The organism is Flavobacterium sp. TSSA_36, from assembly GCF_051547165.1.
GTDB lineage: Bacteria > Bacteroidota > Bacteroidia > Flavobacteriales > Flavobacteriaceae > Flavobacterium.
This window is the reverse complement of the sequence record NZ_JBPTTP010000004.1, coordinates 160,429-182,153: the sequence shown is the minus strand read 5'-3', so window position 1 is coordinate 182,153 and position 21,725 is coordinate 160,429. Positions and strand designations below refer to the sequence as shown.

Sequence of the window (21,725 nt, the reverse complement as noted above, 5' to 3'; positions counted from 1 at the left end):
CTGAGGAACGAAGAATCTCATAATGTGAACAATCAGTTTGACTCCTCCTCTGTCGGAATGACAAAATAATAAGTCTATTTTCTTAACTTAATGACATTGGGATAGAAGTGTAATTCTTCCGATTTTTTAATCGGGAAGTGGGAGTGTATACCTGACCCCAATTGGGAAAGCTCTTGAAGAGAAATAAAATCCCTCTATCGGGGTACGCCAAATAATGAAAAGGAAGCTTTTTTAAAGAATAATTGCTTGTTTTTCAATCGTAAAGCTTGACAATAAAAAGCTTGTATGGGTGCTGAAAATTTTATAATTTTGCCAGCCAATTTTATTATGTAAATTAAAGAAGAAGATGGATATTAAAAGAGTAGCTATAGATGCTGTGACTGAAACAATTGTGATGAATGTGGTACACATGGATTACAAAGGTCAAGTAGCCAAAAGAATCAACGAAAAAATGCCTTTAGCGCAAGTAAAAGGTTTTAGAAAAGGGGCAGTGCCAAAAGATTTGGTTGAAAAACAATACGGAAAAGCCATTAAAATAGAAGAAGTTAAAAAAGTAATCGACTTGGCTTTGGAGCGTTACATTCAGTCTGAAAGATTGAATTTGTTAGGGACGCCTCTTGCCAAAGAAGAAGAAAATAGAGATTGGTCTGCTGAAGAATTGACTTTTGAGTTCGAAATTGGTTTAGTGCCTAATTTCGAATTGGATTTGGAAGCTAAAAACGACATCGTAAAATACATCGTTACTGCTGATGATAAATTAATCGACGGACAAGTAGCGCGTATCCAAAAACAATTCGGAAAAGCCATTCCTCAAGAAGTAGTAGCTGCTGGATGCGATTTGACTGGAGTTTTCTCTAGTGAAGCCAACGGAATCAATAACCCAACAACTATTGCATTAGATACTTTTAATGGAGAAGTAAATCAAGGGTTGTTTATTGGTAAAAAAGTAGGGGATGTTGTGACTGTAAACACTAAAGGTTTATTTGAAGACGATCACCAATTAATGGACTACCTAAAAGTAGGTCATGATAATGTACACGATTTAGCGGTTGATGTAGATTTTACTATCGAAGCAATCAATGCTTCTGAGCCTGCGGAATTGAACCAAGAATTGTTCGATAAATTATTTGGAGAAGGAAATGTAGCGACGCTAGAAGCTTTGAAAGAAAAAATCAAAGAAGATGCTGAGGCGCAATTCGCTCAACAAGCAGACCAAAAATTATTGGCTGATGTTCAAAACTTTTTGATTGACAACACTAAATTTGATTTACCAGCTGAATTCTTGAAAAAATGGTTGCAAACTGTTGGTGAGAAAAAATTAACTCCTGAAGAGGCTGAAGTAGAATATGCACGTTCTGAAAAAGGATTGCGTTTTCAATTGATCGAAGGTAGAGCTATGGCGCAAAGTAACATTCAAATCACTTTCGAAGATTTGAAAACGTTTACTACCAATGCGATCAAACAACAAATGGCACAGTTCGGACAAACGAATCCATCAGATGAAGAAGTTCAGGGAATCGTAGCTAGAGTATTGTCTAATCAAGAAGAAGTGAAAAGACTTTCTGATCAAGTAGTTGCTGCTAAACTATTGGAATTGTTCAAAGAAAAAGCAAATCCAACAACTAAAGAAGTTACTTACGAAGAGTTTATCGCTGCTTCTTACGGAGAATAAAGTAAAGTTTGAGGTTGGAAAATAGCAATTAGAAGTTTTATTTATGAAAAGAAAATAAGAACTTTATGATTTCATTTGAAAACGGAAACGATAAAAAATAGTTATATTTGAGCGTCAAAAGAATATTTTTTTGACGCTCTTTTGTTTAAATAGTAAGGATTCATAGAGTACACCTTTAACTTTTAAACGTTAAACTTTTAAACTTAAAAAAAAATGAACTACGGTAAAGAATTTAAAAAATTTGCTACAAAGCACCAAGGAGTAAATGCTATGTATTACGATAAAATCGTAGCGGCAATGAATCCAACGAATATGACTCCTTATATTATAGAAGAACGTCAGTTGAATATTTCGCAGTTAGACGTTTTCTCTAGATTGATGATGGACAGAATCATTTTCTTAGGAACAGGAATCGATGATCAAATTGCCAATATAGTACAAGCACAGTTGTTGTTTTTAGAAAGTGCTGATGCTTCCAAAGACATTCAAATTTACTTGAATTCTCCAGGAGGAAGTGTGTATGCAGGTTTAGGAATTTATGATACGATGCAATACATCAAACCTGATGTAGCTACTATTTGTACCGGTATGGCTGCTTCTATGGGAGCGGTTTTGTTGTGTGCTGGCGCAGCGGGGAAACGTTCTGCTTTACCACATTCACGTGTAATGATTCACCAACCTTCAGGAGGAGCACAAGGTGTAGCATCGGATATGGAAATCAACTTACGCGAAATGTTAAAATTGAAAGATGAATTGTATAAAATCATTTCTCATCATTCAGGGCAACCTTTTGACAAAGTATACGCAGATAGCGAGCGCGATTATTGGATGATCTCTGATGAAGCCAAAGAATACGGAATGATAGATGAAGTTTTAAGAAGATAAATTTAAGTTATTAGTGAATAGTAATTAGTGAATAGCTAGTTACTATTCACTTTTTACTAATTACTATATAATGGCAAAACAACAGTTACAATGTTCTTTCTGCGGAAGGAAAAAATCGGAGACAAGTCTACTGATTGCTGGTATTGATGCGCATATTTGCGACAAATGTATCGAGCAAGCGCATGGCATTGTTCTCGAAGAAATCAAATCAAATGGCAGCTCGAAATTGTTGGGCGATTTGATTTTGAAAAAACCAAAAGAAATCAGAGCGTTCTTAGATCAATATGTTATTGGTCAAGAACAAACCAAAAAGGTGATGTCGGTTGCGGTGTACAACCATTACAAGCGTTTGATGCAACAGCAATTAGACGATGAAGTGGAAATTGAAAAAAGTAACATCATCATGGTGGGACAAACAGGTACTGGAAAAACATTGGTAGCCAAGAGTATTGCCAAAATGTTAGACGTGCCTTTGGCTATTGTTGATGCTACTGTTTTAACCGAAGCAGGTTATGTAGGAGAAGATGTAGAGAGTATTTTAACTCGTTTGTTGCAAGCGGCAGATTATGATGTTGCTAAAGCAGAGCGAGGAATTGTATTTATAGATGAGATTGATAAAATTGCTCGTAAAAGCGATAATCCTTCCATCACTCGTGATGTTTCTGGTGAAGGAGTGCAACAGGCTTTATTGAAATTGCTAGAAGGAACTGTAGTAAATGTGCCGCCAAAAGGTGGTCGTAAACACCCTGACCAAAAGTTTGTTGAGGTAAATACACAAAATATCTTGTTCATTGCAGGTGGTGCTTTTGACGGAATAGAAAGAATTATATCAAAACGTTTGAACCGTCAGGCTGTTGGGTATTCTACATCAAAAAATGTAGACAATATAGACAAAGACAATTTGTTGCAATACATTATTCCAAAAGACATTAAGGATTTTGGTCTGATTCCTGAAATCATTGGTCGTTTGCCTGTTTTAACGCATATGGATCCTTTGGATAGAGCTACTTTGAGAGCGATTTTGACGCAGCCTAAAAATGCTTTAATCAAACAATATCAAAAATTATTTTTGATGGACGAAGTGGCTTTTAGTATTACTGATGAAGCTTTAGATTTTATTGTGGATAAAGCTTTAGAATACAAGTTAGGAGCCCGTGGTTTGCGTTCTTTATGCGAAGCTGTCTTAACCGATGCTATGTATGAATTACCAAGTTCGGACGATAAAGTATTAGCCATCGATAAAGACTACGCTCAAGAAACCTTAAATAAAAACTTATTGAAACGTTTGGAGATCGCTTCTTAAGTAAATTCAAGCTCAGTACAATGTAAAATAAAGCTCAAAAACATTCGTTTTTGAGCTTTATTCGTTAAGGAACGGAGCTTGAAATTAAGGGGTTTCTTTCCGAAGCTATTAAATATAAAATGCTAGGTCAGAAATAATTAATATATTTGTATTTGTCTGTGTACTTCGAAAATAATATTAAAATGGGTGCTACCGAAATAAAACTTTACGATATTTTCAGAAAAGATCTCAAACTCTCTGACGAAAAGGCTAGGATTTTTGCAGAGATAGTGCAAGAAACAGTTATCAATGAGGTTAAAAACCAACAAACAGAGTTTAAAAGTCAAAACAAAGAGGATTTATTAAAACTCGAAATGCAATTGACTTCAAAAATAGAACAATTGAATAGTAAAATTGAAACAACAAAACTAGATTTGATTAAGTGGTTTGTAGGTTTGTTTTTTGCCTTAGCCTTGATGATAATTGGGTTGTATTTTAAAAAATAATTAGTGGTGTCCGCATAAATAAAGCTCAAAAACATCTGTTTTTGAGCTTTATTCGTTAATGATTTGATCTTAAAAGAGGTCATTTGTTTCGGATTTATTCATAAACGCAAGTAGTTTAAAACATTCTTTCCACTTTCGATAAAAACATCAAAGTCCTTTTTTTTCAACAATAGAATGCCGATTTTTGGCACTCATTAAACCTTGCATAAAAAATGACATCAGAAGAGAAAGAAATCATTTTATTAAAAGTTTCCGGTCAAGATAAAATAGGAGTTACCGCAGGACTCACTTCAATTTTAGCTTCTTATGGTGCTATAATTTTGGATATAGGTCAGGCCGATATACACGATACATTGTCTCTAGGAATTTTATTCGAGATTGAAAAAGGATCTAATTCAGGGCCAGTTTTGAAAGATTTATTATTCAAAGCCTATGAATTGGGGATTAAAGTAAAGTTTACCCCAGTAACCATTGAAGACTATGAAAATTGGGTAAAAGCCCAACGCAAACAACGCTATATCATCAATGTATTGGGTGAAGAATTAACTGCGGTTCAATTATCTGCTGTGACTCAAATTTTATCGAATAATAAATTAAATATAGATTCGATTATACGATTAACAGGAAGAGCCTCCGTAGTCGAAAAAGAGGAATATCCTCGTTCTTGTATTCAATTATCTGTAACAGGAAGTTTATTGGACAAAATCGCAATGACGTCAAGTTTTATGGATGTATCTCGCGATTTGAATGTCGATATTTCTTTTCAGGAAGATAATATGTACCGTCGTAATCGTCGTTTGGTTTGTTTTGATATGGATTCGACACTAATTCAAACCGAAGTAATCGATGAATTGGCAGAATTGGCAGGAGTAGGTGAAGAAGTAAGAGCCATCACTGAGTCGGCTATGAATGGAGAAATTGACTTTAGCGAAAGTTTCAAGAAACGTATGGCGCTTTTAGACGGCTTGAGCGAAGAAGTATTACAAAATGTAGCCATCAATCTTCCAATTACCAAAGGAGCTCACCGATTGATGAAAGCCTTGAAGTATTATGGCTATAAAACAGCTATTCTATCAGGAGGGTTTACTTATTTTGGAGAATATTTACAAAAAGAATTGGGTATCGATTATGTGTATGCCAATCAATTAGAAATTAAAGATGGTAAGTTAACAGGCAACTATTTAGGAGAAATTGTAGATGGTCAAAAGAAAGCCGAGTACTTAAAAGCCATTGCTGAAAAAGAAGGCATTCATATTAACCAAACCATAGCCGTAGGAGATGGTGCCAATGATTTGCCTATGTTGAATTTAGCAGGTTTAGGAATTGCTTTTCATGCTAAACCTAAAGTAAAAGAAAGTGCTTCGACTTCCATTTCGAGTTTAGGATTGGATGGAGTCTTGTATTTATTAGGGTATCATGATCGACACATCGATATGATGCAAGAGTAGTTGCAGTACAGCCTTGTATTTGTTAGTCCGAGCGCAGTCGAGAACAATCAATCTCGACTGCGCTCGATTTGACAAAAATGATAAAACTAGGTTACAGTAAGTTTTAATTTATTTGTAGAAAAACAAAATCCCATTTACACTTTGTAATGGGATTTTTGATTAAAAGAAGTCGGGATGACTGGATTCGAACCAGCGACCCCTAGCACCCCATGCTAGTACGCTACCAGGCTGCGCTACATCCCGAGAGGCGTCGAAATTACTATCTATTGTAAAAAAATCAAAGGAAAAGTTATGTTTTTTTTAAAGAGAGTCAATTTAAAAAAGTAACTTTAACACTGTCAATTGGTTATAATGAACAATAAATAATGGAAACATTACATTTTTCAATTTTAATTCAAGCGTCTAAAGAAAAAGTATGGTCTGTTTTATGGGATGATGTAACTTACAGACAATGGACGGCTGCTTTTTGTGAAGGTACTTATGCTGTTAGTGATTGGGAAGAAGGAAGTACAATTCATTTTCTGTCTCCTACTGGCGATGGAATGAATAGCCTTATCCAAACAAAACACGAATATGAGTTTATGGCTTTTAAGCATTTGGGAGAATTGAAAAATTTTCAAGAGATGCCCATAGATGAAGCGACTCAAGTATGGACAGGAGCAATGGAGACCTATCGATTAACAACAACATCCGATGGCGTTTTACTTGAAACAACAATGGATTGTTTAGCGCAATATCAGCAGTATTTTAAAGATACTTTCCCTAAAGGGTTAGCTATTGTAAAACAACTTTCAGAAACTAAATAACATATCATATGACAGCCATCAATCCTTATTTAATTTTTAACGGTAATTGTGAAGAAGCTTTTTTATTGTACCAATCTGTGTTTGGCGGAGAATTTCCATTTGTAGGAAGATTCAGTGATATTCCTTCAGGTGATGGCAATCCTTCCTTGTCTGAAGAAGATCGTAATAAAATTATGCATATCTCTTTGCCTATAGGTGATCATTCTGTTTTAATGGGTAGTGATAGTAATAGTGCTTCAGGTCCAGTGACTTTTGGCCAAAACATTTCGGTATCTATCAATGCATCAAGTCGAGAAGAAGCCGACAAGTTTTTCAATGGTTTATCTGCAAATGGTAGTATAACCATGCCTATGACTGATACTTTTTGGGGTGCCTATTTCGGAATGTGTACCGATAAGTTTGGGATAAACTGGATGGTAAATTATGATGAAGTTAAAGAGTAAAAACTTGAAATAGTTGTGAAACAAAAAGCCAGATTTGTTATTAAATCTGGCTTTTTGATAGTTTATTTTTGTAACTCTTTCAATTGCTCTAAATAATCCCTTTGGTTAGAAAGACGCGGAATTTTATTCTGTCCACCCACTTTATTTCTTTGTTTCAACCAATCATAAAACAGATTTTCTCTTGCAATATTTATGACCAAAGGATTTAGTGTCATATTATTGTAACGCTTGGCTTCGTAATCAGAATTTAAAGATTGAAGTGTTGTGTCTAATACATTATGAAAATGATTCAAGTCTTGAGGTGAAGTTTTGAATTCAATCATCCATTCGTGGGCGCCTTTTTTCTTGCCATCCATAAAAATAGGCGCTACTGTATAATCAACAATTTCTGACTGCGTTTCTTTACAAGCCTCGGCCAAAGCTTTATCTGTATTCTCGACCATTAATTCTTCGCCAAAAACATTAATGTGGTGTTTGGTCCTTCCAGTTACTCGAATTCGGTAGGGGCTGAGTGAAGTGAATCGAACGGTATCACCAATCAAATAACGCCATAATCCACCATTGGTAGTGATAACCATGGCATAATTTTTAAACAATGTTACATCTGCCAATCGTACTACTTTTTGGTCGGGTGTGCCAAAAGTATCCATCGGGATAAATTCATAAAAAATACCATAGTCAAGCATCAATAATAAATCACTTGAATAATTTAAATCCTGAATAGCGAAAAAGCCTTCGGAAGCGTTGTATATTTCGTAGTACTTAAAATCATTTTTGGGTAAAATTTTATGGTATTGTTCTCGATATGGATCAAAACTCACGCCACCATGAAAGTAGACTTCAAGATTCGGCCATAATTCAATCAAATTGTTTTTGCCCGTTTCTTCCAAAACTTTATTCATTAATACTAACATCCACGAAGGAACCCCTGCAAAACTCGTCACATTTTCAGTAATGGTTTCTTTGATAATGGCACTCATCTTAGTTTCCCATTCGCTCATTAAAGAGACTTTATTGCTAGGCGTACTACTAAATTCGGCCCAAATTGGCATGTTTTCTATCAAAATCGCCGATAAATCGCCAAAGAAGGTATTGTTGTTTTCATAAATTTGGGAACTGCCCCCTAAACGAAGGCTTTTTCCTAAAAACATTTCTGAATCTTCATTGTTGTTGAGGTACAAACACAATAAATCTTTTCCTCCTTTGTAATGACAATCTTCTAAAGCTTCAGGGCTAACAGGAATAAATTTACTTTTGGCATTCGTAGTACCACTGGATTTTGCAAACCACTTTATCGGAGATTCCCAGAGAATATTTTGCTCTCCTTGACGTGTTTTTTCGATCAAAGGCTCTAGATCTTCATAACTCGAAATCGGAATACGAGCCGCAAATTCAGCATAGGATTTGATGGAACTAAAGTCATATTGCTTCCCTAAAAATGTGTTTTCTGAAGCCCGAAGTAAATTCAGAACGACTTCTTCTTGTACCTCATTGGGATATTTTATAAACAATTCAATTTGGTGAATGCGTTGTTTTAAAAACCAAGAAGCGATGGAGTTAATTATAGATAGAGGCATGAAAATATGTCGTTTTAGAAATTAAGAAGCAGTATTTGAATTTGAAAATAACATAGCAAACACTACCTTTGCAATAATCCCAAAAATAGTGTTTTTTATAAAAAAATGTTCTATTTGAGTTAAATAATCTAATGCTAAAAACATGTTAATGGGAAGTAAAATCTTAATTTAAATTCACCATCCCAAATGATATACGAAGGAGTGCTCTCTAAAATGCCAACAGAAATAGGAAATCCCATTCAATATTATTTGGTTTTTGAATCTAGTTTTATCAATGTCAATCAGTTGTTAAACAAAGAAATAAGTGTGCAATTGGTGGGATACCAATGCTTGAATTGCGGAAAAAAGAAAAAGATATTCCGACAAGGATTTTGTTACGATTGCTTTTATTCTAGTCCGTCTGTTGGCGATTGGATTATGAAACCAGAACTGAGTACCGCCCATTTAGGCATAGAAGATAGAGATTTAGCTTACGAAACCAAAGTTCAACTCCAGCCTCATATTGTGTATTTGGCCTTGTCGAGTGAAGTAAAAGTAGGCGTAACCCGCAAAACCCAAATGCCCACCCGCTGGATCGATCAGGGTGCCGAAAAAGCCATCGTGCTTGTGGAAGTTCCTAACCGCTACTTGGCAGGAATTACCGAGGTCGCGCTAAAAAATCATTTTGCCGATAAAACCAATTGGCGAAAAATGCTAACCAATACTTTTGAAACCGTTGATTTAGTTCAGGAGAAGGCGAAAGTGCAAGCTTGGCTACCTTCAGAAGTCCAAGATTATTTCACTTTAGAAAAAAATGAAATCACAGAAATGCACTATCCAGTCGTTACCTATCCTACTAAAGTCAATAGTTTAAATCTCGACAAAACCCCTCATTTTCAAGGACAACTCATCGGGATCAAAGGCCAGTATTTGTTGTTTGCAGACGGAACAGTTTTTAATATTCGCAGTAACGAAGGCGCTATCGTTCAAATCCAAGTGAATTAAATACTCATTTAGAAGCGGAATGAATAGTCCTTTTTGTAGGCAAAGTCCCGCTGTCCTTCCAATCTTTTTTTGCTCTTCTCAGGTTTTGGAACCTGAGAAGAGCAAAAAAAGGATTTTCCCTCCCATCGGGGCTAAAGAGTAACAACGTCTATTTTTGCCATCATTTTCAATAGAACCTCCACTTTTCTTGACAATTTTTAGTACTTTTCAGCGTTTTTAACCCATACTTAAAATTCAAAACAATAATGCAATCCCCAGTTACCTCAGATAAGAAAAAAGCCATCGCCTTTTCCGTAGCAATTTACGGAATACTGCTGTTGCTTTTATTTTTTATCCGTTTTTGGCCTCCCTACAACCCCGATTCTTTTACAGCACTTGCTGGCGGTGGCGGAGGTGGTCTTACGGTCAACTTTGGCGATAGCGAAATGGGACAGGGTGCCGATTACCAAAGCGAGGTTTTGGACGTAAAAAACCAAACCAAAGTTACTCCCACACCGGCAACTCCAGACGAGGCTATCTTATCTCAAGAAACTGCCACGGAGGAAAGCGTAGTTATTCCTAAAAAAGAGAAAGTAAAAAACAACGCACCTACACCAAAAGAAACACCAAAACCCGTTGTCGAAAAACCAAAAGTTTCTAATACAACCAACGATGCCTTATCGAGCATCCTAAAAGGCTCCAACAAAGGAGGCGATGGCGACGATAAAGTAGCGGGCAACAAAGGAAAAGCCAACGGAAGTTTGAGCGCCAAAGATTATTATGGCTCCGGAGGTTCTGGCGGAGGAACAGGCGGCGGCAACGGAACCGGAAATGGCATTGGCACCGGTAGTGGTTATGGTGCAGGAAGCGGCGGCGGCTCTGGCGGTGGAGTGGGCTATTCTTTAGGCAACCGCAGAGCCATTTCAAAACCTGTCCCAAAATACACTTGCAACGAAGTAGGCAAAGTAGTGGTAGAAGTAGCTGTAGACCGTAACGGCAACACAATAAGCGCCATTGCCGGAAGCAAAGGAACCACTAATACCGCCAAATGTCTTTTGGACCAAGCCAAAATTGCAGCAATGAACACCAAGTGGGACGCTAGCAGCAACGCACCAGAGAAACAAGTTGGCAAGATTGTTTATAATTTTAATTTGAATTAGATAGCGTAACAGCAATACGTCTTGGGACTAGTTAAAATGCGTGAGGGATAGGAGCTAGCTACCGAAGTAGCGCGGATAGCCCGACCGCAGAAAAGTAAAGGGGCGAATAACACGGATGCTATTCGCCCCTTTGCTTTTATGGGGTCACGCCCAAATTATACTTATTTTGGACTGGTGGCTATGACAAACTTTAGGTTATTTTTGACGCCGATTTGAAGAACGTCAACCAAGTCTTGAACTTGTAAGTTGAATGGAATTCTGACGATTACGGTTTGGTCTTTTTCTCCGCTAATTTTTCCCATCAAAGTGGTTTCTAGGTCTTCGAAAGCAACGGGTTGTTTGTCGAGGTAGAACTTTTTGTCTTCGGTAACCGAAAGGCTAATGTATTGCTTATTCGTTTTTTCGTTGGACTTGGCTTTGGGCAAGGTCATTTTAATCACATTGGGATTGGACAGTGTGGAAATAATCAAGAAAAACAACAATAAGAAAAACATAATATCGCTGAGCGAAGAGGTCGCTACTTCGGCGTGAAATCTTCTTTTTCTTTTGATCGCCATAACTATGCTCTTTGAATAATATTAACGAATTCTAAAATCTGTTTTTGCACTTTTAGCGCAAAATTATCAATCTTTCCGTTCAGCAAATGGTAGGCACTGTAGGCGATGATTCCAACAATTAATCCAGCACCACTACTGATCATTTTCTCGTACAATCCACCAGAAATGTTTCCGATACTGATGTTTTCTGTAACCGAAATGCTATAAAAAATCTTGATTACCCCTGAAATAGTTCCGATAAATCCAAGTGTAGGAGCAATACCTGCAATTAATCCTAAATGGCCTAAATGCTTTTCCATTTGACCAATTTCGATATCGGCAGCGCGATCCATATTCGATTCAATCTCTGCAATGGGACGACCAATCACCAAAATTCCTTCTTTTATTATCGTACTTGAAGCATTAGTAGAACGCTCAACGATTGCTCTAGCCAATTCTATATTTCCGGATTGCAATTGCTCTCCCACATCGCGCAACAAACGATCGTCAATTTTTGAAGCTTTGTCTATGTACAAATACCGTTCGGCAATGACATAAAACGTATAGAACAATAAAATGGCAATCGGAATTAAGAAAAAACCACCTTTCAAAATAAATTCCAAGACAGAAATTTCAGTATTTGGAGTTGCATTTTCGATTACGGCTGCAGCTGCAGGGGCAAGCGTATCGGCTTGTAGAGAGAGTAAGCTAAACATATTTTATTCTTGATTTTTACGAATTAATTCTAAAAAATATTTCAATTTTGCACTAAAGATACTTTTCGTTCTAGTATTAAACTAAAAAAAATGAAAATTATTTTAAACCCCTCTTTTTTGCTCAAAAAATGAATTATCAAGAAACTCTACACTGGCTCTACAATCAGCTGCCTATGTATCAATTACAAGGCGCATCGGCTTATAAAAAAGATTTGACCAACGTACATCTGTTAGCCGAATACTTGGGGCATCCTGAACAAAAACTGCGATGCATACACGTGGCGGGCACCAATGGCAAAGGCTCTACCTCCCACCTCCTAGCCTCTGTTCTCAAAGAAGCAGGACTAAAAGTTGGATTGTACACCTCGCCACATCTCACCGATTTTAGAGAACGTATCAAAATTATCTCGAATGCCAATCCAGAACAAGCTTGGGAAGAAATTCCAGAGGTCTTTGTTTGTGATTTTGTCCATCAACACCGTTCGTTTTTTGAAGCACAGGATATGAGTTTCTTCGAAATGACCGTAGGTTTGGCTTTTGATTATTTTGTAAAAGAGCAAGTCGACATCGCTATTATAGAAGTTGGAATGGGTGGCCGATTGGATGCTACCAATATTATTACGCCATTAGTTTCGATCATCACTAATATAGGATTGGATCACACTCAATTTCTAGGAAATACACTAGCTGCAATTGCTGGCGAAAAAGCAGGCATCATAAAACCAAGTATTCCGGTAGTGATTGGCGAATACACTCCAGAAACCTTACCTGTTTTTATTAGCAAAGCAAAAAATTGTTTTGCTGAAATTCATTTGGCGTCGGATTTGATTTCGAGTACTTATCCTTCCGATTTATTGGGCGATTACCAAGTGCACAACAAGAAAACGGTAATGCAGACCATAGCGGTTTTGAACGAAAACAAAACAATATTAGTTACGCCGAAACAACTACAAACGGGAATGGCCAACGTAATAAAAAATACAGGACTCCAAGGTCGTTGGCAACAGTTGAAAGAACATCCCAAAGTAATTGCTGACACCGCTCACAACAAAAACGGTCTTGAAATCGTGATGCGCCAAATTCAAAAAGAGAAATTTGACCAATTACATTTCGTTTTTGGGGTAGTCAACGACAAAGATTTGAAAGAAGTATTGCCTTTGTTTCCAAAAAATGCAATTTATTATTTCTGCAAGCCCAATATTCCACGTGGCTTAGAAGCAACTACACTTCAAACCGAAGCGCAGGTTTTTGGTCTGAACGGAGAAGTATATTCTTCTGTTTCAGAAGCCTACGAAGCAGCTCTGAAAAATGCAGCTCCAACAGACTTTGTATATGTAGGCGGAAGTACTTTTGTGGTTGCAGAAATTTTGTAATTTTTTTTCATTTTTGCTTGCACATCCCGAAAAGGGTTGTATATTTGCACTCGCAATCACGAAATGATAGCAACCTAGTAAAATAGGGCGATTAGCTCAGCTGGTTCAGAGCACCTCGTTTACACCGAGGGGGTCGGGGGTTCGAACCCCTCATCGCCCACAAACAAAATCCGTAACAACTTGTAAATCAAGTTTTTACGGATTTTTTACTTTATTTATCCCGAGAATAATGCTTTTTTGGGATCAAGTTCAAAATTGATTATTAAAATAAAAAAACCGTTTAAAGATAGTCCTGGATCAAAGCAAAAACCTGTGGGGAAGCAAAAATTAAGCATAAATGCTTTATTGATTATAATAAAAAAAAACCGTTTAAAGATAGTCCTTAAACGGTTTGATGCATATTGCGATTATTGTATTTGTAGCTCCATAGGTAGTAAAGCTTGAATACCTTGTCGATTTTGAAAACGTTTTACTTCTTGTAATATTCTATAATTTTCCTCACCAATCTCCTCCTTTATAAAAGTAGCTTTCGATTTTGCAAAGGGAAAATTAGCAAACAATTCTTCAAAATCTTTTTTATATTCCGGATAAGTAATTGTACTATATGATTTGATTTTGGCCAGTTTTGCTGCTTCGGCCAACGCCTCTCTCATGCCGCCAATTTTATCCACTAATCCTAGCTTTACCGCTTCAGTCCCTGACCAAACGCGGCCTTGCGCAATGGCATCTACTTGGGCAGGAGTCATTTTTCGTCCTTGAGCCACATGTCCGATGAAAGTGCTGTAAATTTGTTCTACCCCTTCAAGTGTTACTGCTTTAAATGTATCGTCAATAGGTACAAACGGGCTATAATTCGAAGCGTTTTCATGGGTTCTTACTTGCTCAGAATGGATGCCGTAACGATTCGCTGCTACTGAAAAATTGGGTAAAACACCAAAAACACCTATTGACCCCGTAATGGTGTTTTTTTCAGCAAAAATAGTATTAGCGCTACAAGAAATATAATAACCACCGGAGGCTGCATAATTTCCCATAGAAACCACAATAGGTTTTGCTTTTTTGGTTAATTCAATTTCTCTCCAAATTAAATCAGAGGTCAACGCACTTCCTCCTGGACTGTTTACGCGCAATAGAATGGCTTTTACATCTTCATTTTTTCTAGCTTCTTGTAGGGAACGGCGCATAGAACCTTCTCCAATTTCATTGACATCGCCCTCTCCACTACCAATTTCACCTTGGGCATAAATAATGGCAATCGCATCATTACTATCCATGTTGACCGAAGTCGTGGCTGTTTTTTGAGTATAATCGGTAATCGAAACCGTATTGTAGTCTTCGTCTGTAGCTACTTTTAATTTTTTTCTAATGGCATCATGGTAAACATCTTCATATGCGATTTCGTCGATCAAATGTTGTGATTTTGCCATTTCTGGAGTTCTTGCTAAAAGGCCATTGGCTATTTCATTCAGCTTTTCTATAGAAATATTTCGACTTTTTGAAATATCAGCAGCAATATTCTCCCAAACCGAACGCAGCAAAGCAGTGGTTTGTTCTCTATTCGCATCGCTCATTTTATTTTCTAGGAAGGGTTCAACGGCACTTTTGTATTTTCCATGACGAATTACTTCCATTTTTAGCCCAGATTTATCCTGAAAATCTTTAAAAAACATCACTTCTGTAGATAGTCCTTTAAACTCTAATTCACCAACCGGATTCAGAAAAATTTTATCAGCAACAGAATTTAAATAATACTCTTTTTGTGAATAACCATGAGAATAGGAATAAATAAACTTACCCGACTTTTTAAAACGCTCTAAAGCATCACGCAATTCTTTACTTTGCGCCATTCCTAATGCTGAATTAGTGTTCAAAATCGAAATTCCTTTAATGTCATTATCGGTTTCAGCAATTTCGATGGCATTGATTACATCAATCAATCCCGTTTTTTTTCGTTCAGAAAAGGCTGAAACCCAAGGATCGGTGTATTTTCCGGTATAATCCAGGGAAAGTGTCTCTAAATTCAATTCGATTACTGAATCTTTTTTAACCTCGACAGTCTCAGAATCTCCTCCAAAAAGGACACCAAGCAAAATAATACCGAAGAAAGAAAGCATCATGAACACAAAAATACCAATCACGGTAGCCAATACATTTCCTAAAAATCTCATAGTTACTTGTTTAAAATGTGTTAGTCGCACTGCTGCTAAAATTGTTACAAAAGTACCTGTATTTTTCATTTTTCAAAGCAATCCGCTTCGCGATCAATAGCGATTCTTAATTTCTTTTCCTTACTTTGTATTTTATATGAAATCACAACATCAAGTCGTTTTATCGTTAGGAAGTAATCAAGGCAATAGGCTCCAAATTTTGGAGCAATGCGTTGCTTTGTTGCATCAAGAAGTAGGTACCGTAATCAAAATATCAGCAGTTTTCGAAACGCCAGCTTGGGGTTTTGAAAGTGAATCCTTTTTTAATTGTGCACTTTTGCTACATACCGGTGCCACACCTTTGCGAGTACTCCAGCAAATTCTCAAAATAGAGAAACGACTCGGGCGCACCCGAAATGCAGCAATAGGTTACCAAGCCCGAAGCATTGATATTGATATCATTGCTTTTGACGAAGAAATTGTAACTACCGATAAACTCCAAATACCTCATCCGTTATTGCAAGAAAGAAAGTTTGTACTGTTGCCTTTTCAAGAACTTCAGTTAGATTGGCAACATCCTATCTTCAAAAAAAACATTCCAGAGCTTATTGCCGAAACTAGGGACACAAGTACTTGTGAAATTGTAGGTAAAATAAGTGCTCCCTTAAGTACAATTCCGCTCGATCAATTCAATTACATTGCTTTTGAAGGAAATATTGGCGCTGGAAAAACAACATTAACCCATAAAATCGCCGAAGATTTTAATGCCAAAATGGTGTTAGAACGTTTTGCTGACAATCCCTTTTTGCCCAAATTCTATAAAGATCAAAACCGTTATGCCTTTCCGCTCGAAATGTCATTTTTAGCAGATCGTTACCAACAATTAACGGATGATTTAGCGCAATTTGATCTCTTCAAAGATTTTGTAGTGGCAGATTATCATATTTTCAAATCACTTATTTTTGCCAAAATCACCCTAGCCGAAGACGAATACCGCCTCTATCGCAACCTTTTTACCATTATTTACAAAGAAATGCCTAAGCCTGATTTGTACGTATATTTATATCAAAATACCAATCGGTTGTTACAAAACATCAAAAAAAGAGGTAGAGGGTATGAACAAAATATTAAAGCAGATTATTTGGAGAAAATTAACACCGGTTATCTGGACTACATCAAATCGCAACAAGATTTAAACGTGCTCATCATCGATGTTTCAGATTTGGATTTCGTTAAAAACCAGTCGGATTATCTTTTTATTTTGGAAGAAATACAGAAGAAAATCCAATAAAATGAGGGTTTTTAAGGAGCGAATCAAAAGTGCTTTTTAGGCTAACATGGTTTCCCGCTCTCCGCTATATCTCTGTCCTCGCTCGTTCGCGAGTCCAGAGGATACCACTGCGATCGGGGCTAAAAAGCTATCATTTCGCTTCGACCTAAAAGAATAATAAATAGTTACCTTTTCAACGAAAAATGCCCTCTTTTTACCACCCCAGAATCATCTAGTTTCAATACATACCAATAATCTGTGGCCGGCAAATTTACGCCATTAAAAGTGCCATCCCAAGTCGCGTTTTGGTAATCTAATTGATGAATAAATTTGCCCATTCGATCAAAAATGGTAATTGTAGCTAAGGGATAGAATTCCAAACCCTTAATTTTAAGTACATCATTATAATTGTCAGCATTAGGAGTGAAAAATTTCGGAAAATGAATCACGATAAAATTTTCTTTAATTGGTGGGTTACAAGAATTTTTTTCTCTTACATACACAGTTTGTATTCCTGCTGCAACATTTTGAAAAACAGCTGCGTCTTGATAATTGCTGTTGTCAAGTGAAAATTCATAATAAGATTTTGGGTGTACTAATTCAATGGTTACATTTTTATCTTCATCAATTTCAATATTTTTAATAATTGCATTCGGATGATTAGTAACGGTTAAGGTGCTCTCCAGGATACAGTTTTTTGGAGGAGGCAAGGTAATGGTTACCGTATAAACGCCCTCTTTGTCTACCGCAATTGTTTTTGTAGTTTCGCCTGTAGACCAGAGATAAGTGCTGTTCTCAATGACTGCATCAAGTAAGACTTTACTCGATTTACAAAGCGGGATTTCAACATCAGTAGTAGGGGGTAAATCATAAACAACCGCATAAATGGGTATTCTAGAGCCATTAGTACAAGTGTTTAAAACGGCTTCTACATAAAAAGTTTTGTTGGTATCCACTAATCTTGACAAGCTTGTACCTATGCCTATCAAACGATTATCTGTTGGACTTTCATACCAATAGGTTTCACCACCACTTGTGGCGACAGTCATCGTGATTTCGCCTGGGCCACAAATTGAAAAGGTGGTTTTAGAGGTGGTGATTATCGGAATAGGGTAAATTGTAGCGGTGATTGCGGTTCGCGCGGGTGAAAGGCAAGTAGGTACAACAGGAGTAACATAATAGGTTTTGGAAGCGTTCAGCAATGGCGTTGTAAAAGAATTTCCTATTGCAATTTCGCTGCCTCCAGTTTCAGAATCGTACCAATACACGGTACCCAAATTTGAAGTGGCTTCTAAAGTCAAACTCCCACCTCCACACAGATATGTTGCTTTAGTTGTCTCGATTTGAGGGATTGTAATTTTTACACTTGTAACAAATGACGGTAACGGATCTCCTGTAGTACCTCCATACTCTACAACGAAACCTCTTGATTTCATTGGGCCATTCGTGGTTCCTTCATAAGTCAAATCTGTCCAAGAGCCTTTGATGCCCAAAGTGGGGTCGTTGTCAATAATATGGGCAAAATTTTCAAAGCCACTTCCGTTATCAGGTTCATTATTCGTTCCATTTTTGCGATTCCAATACATGAAATTAGGAGTGTAGCCTTGCCCAAAAATGTTTGGTTTTCTGGAGCCATCGGGACCTACCTCTAGATTGCTCCAAAATAAAGTCCCTGCTTCGGGCCCGGTGATCCATCTCCATTCTCCTTCTCTTTGGAAATCGGCACCTCCAATCCATCCATTTCCCTCTAATTGTTCTCCAACCAATTGCTGTTCTTCGGCATTTAAAATAGTAGCCAAATAGCCTTTTATCCCAAAATAATTTTTAGTTTCGGCAGCAATTCTAGCATCTCCCCATGTGATCCCTGGAGCCTTGATGAATTCATAAAAATGACCATTCAAGGGAAGATAAGCCATCGGTTCAGTGCTAATGGAAAAAACTCTGTTTCCAGAAGGCTTGTTGGAAGAATTTGAATAAACTACTGCTTTTACAGCTGCAATTAACTCGGTATATGGGGTTCTATTTCCATTGATTGGGGCACTAATTTTCAATATTCCTAATTCAGGATTCCATTTCGCAATTACGGTTGGATGATTTCCGGTAAGAGTTATTAAGTCTTGATCTTTATGAAATCCTGCTGTGATTTGAATGTAAATGGCTTCTGTAGCAGTGTCGCTGGCATCGTTTATGGTAAATGCTGTTACAATTGGAAGGCTAGTTTGGGGGCAGTATATCTGATCGCCAACTGCCGATAATTGGGGTGAAGTAATAAAGGTTGAACGACCACTGAATAAAGTGTCTTTTTCGGGGCGCGAAGTAGTGAAGGGTAATGCAAACGCCTGACAAGAAATTACCATAAAATAAAGCAAAAATATTTTAATAGTAATGGAGGTCATATCTTTTTAATTTTAATAAAATTAGAAAAAAAAGCGACAATACAGCTAAAATATTGAAAATAAACAGGGTATTCACATTTAAAAAAAAGAAAAGATGAATGAAGCAAAAAAAGAGAGGTTATAACTATCTTTTCAAAGAAAAATGCCCTCTTTTTTCCACCCCTGAATCATCTAGTTTTACTACATACCAATAATCTGAAGAAGGCAAAGGTTTTTGATTATAGGTGCCGTCCCATGATAATTTTGTAGGAGATAATTCAATCAGTACTTTTCCGTATTGATCAAAAATAGTGATGCGGCTTTTTGGGAAAGTTTCAAAATCTTTCACATACCACACATCATTAAAACCATCATTGTTTGGTGTGAAGAATTTGGGAGGATTCATTACTATAAATTGCTCTTGATCCCAGTTGCAAAAGCTTGTGTCTCTTACATAAGCCGTCTGAATTCCAGCGGGAACCTCTGTGAAAATAGTAGAATTTTGATACCTAATGTTGTCAAGTGAATATTCAAAATAGGGGGCGGTATTCGTTAGAGCAATTGTTACAGTGGTTTCATTAACAATGATTTTTTTTATCTCAGGAACGATTTGCCGTATGACTGTTACGTTTTTTGTACTAGTGCAATTCTCGGGTGCAGGGCTGGTTATAGTTACATAGTAGTTGCCAATATCAGTTACCTGAATTGTTGGGGTTGTGGCTCCAGTTGACCATAAATAGGACATGCCACTAAGGCCAGCATCAAGAGTTACAGGATTGGATTGACACATGATTTTTTCTTCATCGGTAACTACTGGAAGCGGATAAATCTGTACTGCTACAGGAACTCTAGTCCCAATGCTGCAATTCGCATTGACTGCTTCGGCATAGAAAGTGGTGTTCGCATTCAAAAAAGGCGTAACAAAGCTTGTTCCTGTTCCTAATTTAGTGGTACTCGTAGCGTCAGCGTACCAATTAATAGTTCCCGAAGAAGGCGTTGCTGTAAGTGTTACTACAGCCGGACCGCAATGGCTTACCGGTGTATTAGTTGTTGTTATGGTTGGAGTTGGATTGATTGTTGCAACAACAGCTGTTCTGTTAGTAGTGCATCCTCCCGCAGTTGTCGATACAAAATAAGTAGTAGTAGTGTTTAAAAATGGAGTCGTAAAACTTGAGCCATTGCCAACTAAATTCCCGCCCGAGTTTTGATCGTACCAATTAATGGTTCCGATAGAGGCGGTAGCTTGTAAGGTTAAAAGGCCGGAATCGCATTTTGAAGCAGGAGTTGTGCTAAGAATAGCAGGAATAGTAATGGAAGTACTTGCAGAAAGTTGTAAAACAGGATCACCTGGCATGCCACCAAATTCTATAATATAGCCTTTAGGTTGGTAATTTCCACTAACGTCACCCATAAGTGACAAATCATTCCACGAACCGGCAATCCCTACTCCAGGTGCAGTTATGTGGGCATAATCTTCATTTCCCATTTGATTGGGTTCATTGTTGTTCCAATAAGCAAAATTTGGGGTAGAACCGTTGGCGTTTCCATTCCAGAAAATAAGACCTTCTCCTGCATTGGCTAGTCCTTCGGGACCTGTTGCCCATCGCCACTGTCCTTCTACTTTTTCATCAGTTCCTCCAATCCAACCGGCACCATTGGATTGTTCACCGCAAAGCTTGGTTTCTTCTAAGGATAAAAGAGTGGCCAAATAGCCTTTTAAACCATAATAAGTTTGCAACTCAGCTTGCATTTTTGCAGCTGTCCAAGAAATACCTATTCCAGAAATAAACTGATAATAATGACCAGTGGAGGGGAGATAATTAGCTTGGCCAAGTGTTATAGAAAAAGTTCTTGAACCTGATGGAGTTGGAGATGAATTAGAAAAAGAAACATCTTTTAAAGCTGCTATAAAGTCATTGTAGCTAACTTTAATTCCTGATGAACTATATAATTTCAATTTTCCCGTCGATGGATCCCAATCTTTTTTTATGGTTGGATGTAAAGTAGGATTGTCAAGAGACAGTAGGTCAAAGGGGGTGTACCCTGTAGATATTTGAACATACATGGCTTCGGCCGCTGTTTCAGAGGGATCATAACTAATCGTTATCGTCTCAATTATTTTTATGGAGGATCCCGGGCAATACGCCTGATTTCCGGTAGCAGTTATTTTTGGAGGATCGATTGCTGATGCTAAATTAGTAGAGAATACTGCAAAGCAAAAAAATATTGAATTGAGGAAGCTAACTTTCATTTTATAAAAATATCGTTTATTCTTCAGAATACCTATTCTGTCTCATTCTTTTCGATTTACCCACAACGTATCAAAATTAAGGTGACTTGAGAGTTTCCCTTGGTGTACTTTTGCGTTTTTTTTAATTATTTGGACAAAATCTCTAGATGATTGTTAAATAATTTTTCAGGAAAAGGCATTTTTTAATGGAATAGTAGCGTTACGGTATAATAAAGTTACAATGTTGAAGCTAAAATAGGCAATAAGAAAATAAATGGGCCTTTAAACACGATTTTTATAAAACCAATTACAACAAGAAAAATCACATTTTTAACT

General features: G+C 37.1%; 17 protein-coding genes and 2 tRNA genes. 12 read left to right on the top strand and 7 right to left on the bottom strand.

Translation table 11 applies throughout. From position 1 onward, the window contains the following. Window positions 1–346 precede the first annotated feature (346 nt). The 5 genes from ACSVH7_RS10015 (at window position 347) to serB (ending at window position 5,793) form a co-directional block, all read left to right on the top strand. Window positions 347–1,672 carry a trigger factor gene (locus ACSVH7_RS10015; RefSeq protein ID WP_438066552.1) on the top strand — a complete coding sequence of 442 codons (1,326 nt, stop codon included), beginning with the start codon at window positions 347–349 and terminating at the stop codon, window positions 1,670–1,672. A gap of 213 nt (window positions 1,673–1,885) precedes the next feature. Continuing rightward, complete coding sequence (clpP, locus tag ACSVH7_RS10010) at window positions 1,886–2,557, top strand: ATP-dependent Clp endopeptidase proteolytic subunit ClpP (protein ID WP_438066551.1); 672 nt, start codon at window positions 1,886–1,888, stop codon at window positions 2,555–2,557. A 70-nt stretch (window positions 2,558–2,627) separates the two neighbouring features. Then, the gene (clpX, locus tag ACSVH7_RS10005; protein WP_438066550.1) at window positions 2,628–3,860 is read left to right on the top strand and encodes an ATP-dependent Clp protease ATP-binding subunit ClpX; all 1,233 of its coding nucleotides are present in this window, start codon (window positions 2,628–2,630) and stop codon (window positions 3,858–3,860) included. 152 nt (window positions 3,861–4,012) lie between these two features. Beyond that, the gene (locus ACSVH7_RS10000) at window positions 4,013–4,345 is read left to right on the top strand and encodes a hypothetical protein (protein ID WP_438066549.1); all 333 of its coding nucleotides are present in this window, start codon (window positions 4,013–4,015) and stop codon (window positions 4,343–4,345) included. A gap of 212 nt (window positions 4,346–4,557) precedes the next feature. Then, a complete protein-coding gene (gene serB / locus ACSVH7_RS09995; protein ID WP_438066548.1) occupies window positions 4,558–5,793 on the top strand; it encodes a phosphoserine phosphatase SerB in 1,236 nt (411 codons plus the stop codon). A gap of 169 nt (window positions 5,794–5,962) precedes the next feature. On the opposite strand, the gene ACSVH7_RS09990 is transcribed toward serB, so the two are convergent. Further along, window positions 5,963–6,036: transfer RNA gene (locus ACSVH7_RS09990), tRNA-Pro, on the bottom strand. Between the two features lie 122 nt (window positions 6,037–6,158). On the opposite strand from ACSVH7_RS09990, the gene ACSVH7_RS09985 reads away from it, so the two are divergent. Then, window positions 6,159–6,599 carry an SRPBCC domain-containing protein gene (locus tag ACSVH7_RS09985; RefSeq protein ID WP_438066547.1) on the top strand — a complete coding sequence of 147 codons (441 nt, stop codon included), beginning with the start codon at window positions 6,159–6,161 and terminating at the stop codon, window positions 6,597–6,599. 8 nt (window positions 6,600–6,607) lie between these two features. After that, complete coding sequence (locus ACSVH7_RS09980; protein ID WP_438066546.1) at window positions 6,608–7,042, top strand: VOC family protein; 435 nt, start codon at window positions 6,608–6,610, stop codon at window positions 7,040–7,042. A gap of 62 nt (window positions 7,043–7,104) precedes the next feature. Here ACSVH7_RS09980 and ACSVH7_RS09975 read toward each other — a convergent pair whose 3' ends face one another. Further along, window positions 7,105–8,619: a GH3 auxin-responsive promoter family protein gene (locus ACSVH7_RS09975; protein ID WP_438066545.1), complete on the bottom strand. Its 1,515-nt coding sequence runs from the start codon at window positions 8,617–8,619 to the stop codon at window positions 7,105–7,107. Between the two features lie 186 nt (window positions 8,620–8,805). Here ACSVH7_RS09975 and ACSVH7_RS09970 point away from each other — a divergent pair, with 186 nt between their 5' ends. Both ACSVH7_RS09970 and ACSVH7_RS09965 read left to right on the top strand, forming a co-directional pair. Then, window positions 8,806–9,603, top strand: a complete 798-nt coding sequence (locus ACSVH7_RS09970; RefSeq protein ID WP_438066544.1) for a DUF2797 domain-containing protein — start codon at window positions 8,806–8,808, stop codon at window positions 9,601–9,603. 245 nt (window positions 9,604–9,848) lie between these two features. Further along, window positions 9,849–10,742, top strand: a complete 894-nt coding sequence (locus ACSVH7_RS09965; protein WP_438066543.1) for an energy transducer TonB — start codon at window positions 9,849–9,851, stop codon at window positions 10,740–10,742. Between the two features lie 161 nt (window positions 10,743–10,903). Here the strand turns inward: ACSVH7_RS09965 and ACSVH7_RS09960 are convergent, their stop codons facing one another. After that, entirely contained in the window at window positions 10,904–11,299 is a 396-nt protein-coding gene (locus ACSVH7_RS09960; protein ID WP_438066542.1) for an ExbD/TolR family protein, read from the bottom strand. 2 nt (window positions 11,300–11,301) lie between these two features. After that, window positions 11,302–11,994, bottom strand: coding sequence for a MotA/TolQ/ExbB proton channel family protein (locus ACSVH7_RS09955; RefSeq protein WP_438066541.1), 693 nt, complete (start codon window positions 11,992–11,994; stop codon window positions 11,302–11,304). Between the two features lie 128 nt (window positions 11,995–12,122). Between ACSVH7_RS09955 and ACSVH7_RS09950 the strand changes: the two genes are divergently transcribed. Together ACSVH7_RS09950 and ACSVH7_RS09945 are read left to right on the top strand one after the other, a co-directional pair. Continuing rightward, on the top strand, window positions 12,123–13,367 hold the full coding sequence (locus ACSVH7_RS09950; RefSeq protein WP_438066540.1) for a bifunctional folylpolyglutamate synthase/dihydrofolate synthase: 1,245 nt from the start codon (window positions 12,123–12,125) through the stop codon (window positions 13,365–13,367). A gap of 85 nt (window positions 13,368–13,452) precedes the next feature. Then, window positions 13,453–13,527, top strand: a tRNA-Val gene (locus tag ACSVH7_RS09945). Window positions 13,528–13,774: 247 nt separating this feature from the next. On the opposite strand, the gene sppA is transcribed toward ACSVH7_RS09945, so the two are convergent. Then, window positions 13,775–15,535, bottom strand: a complete 1,761-nt coding sequence (sppA, locus tag ACSVH7_RS09940) for a signal peptide peptidase SppA (protein WP_438066666.1) — start codon at window positions 15,533–15,535, stop codon at window positions 13,775–13,777. A 136-nt stretch (window positions 15,536–15,671) separates the two neighbouring features. Here sppA and folK point away from each other — a divergent pair, with 136 nt between their 5' ends. Beyond that, on the top strand, window positions 15,672–16,805 hold the full coding sequence (gene folK / locus ACSVH7_RS09935) for a 2-amino-4-hydroxy-6-hydroxymethyldihydropteridine diphosphokinase (RefSeq protein WP_438066539.1): 1,134 nt from the start codon (window positions 15,672–15,674) through the stop codon (window positions 16,803–16,805). A 164-nt stretch (window positions 16,806–16,969) separates the two neighbouring features. On the opposite strand, the gene ACSVH7_RS09930 is transcribed toward folK, so the two are convergent. Beyond that, window positions 16,970–19,180: a T9SS type B sorting domain-containing protein gene (locus ACSVH7_RS09930; RefSeq protein WP_438066538.1), complete on the bottom strand. Its 2,211-nt coding sequence runs from the start codon at window positions 19,178–19,180 to the stop codon at window positions 16,970–16,972. A 124-nt stretch (window positions 19,181–19,304) separates the two neighbouring features. Then, window positions 19,305–21,410 (bottom strand): T9SS type B sorting domain-containing protein, encoded by a 2,106-nt coding sequence (locus tag ACSVH7_RS09925; protein ID WP_438066537.1) that lies wholly within the window; start codon window positions 21,408–21,410, stop codon window positions 19,305–19,307. Window positions 21,411–21,725: the final 315 nt, after the last annotated feature.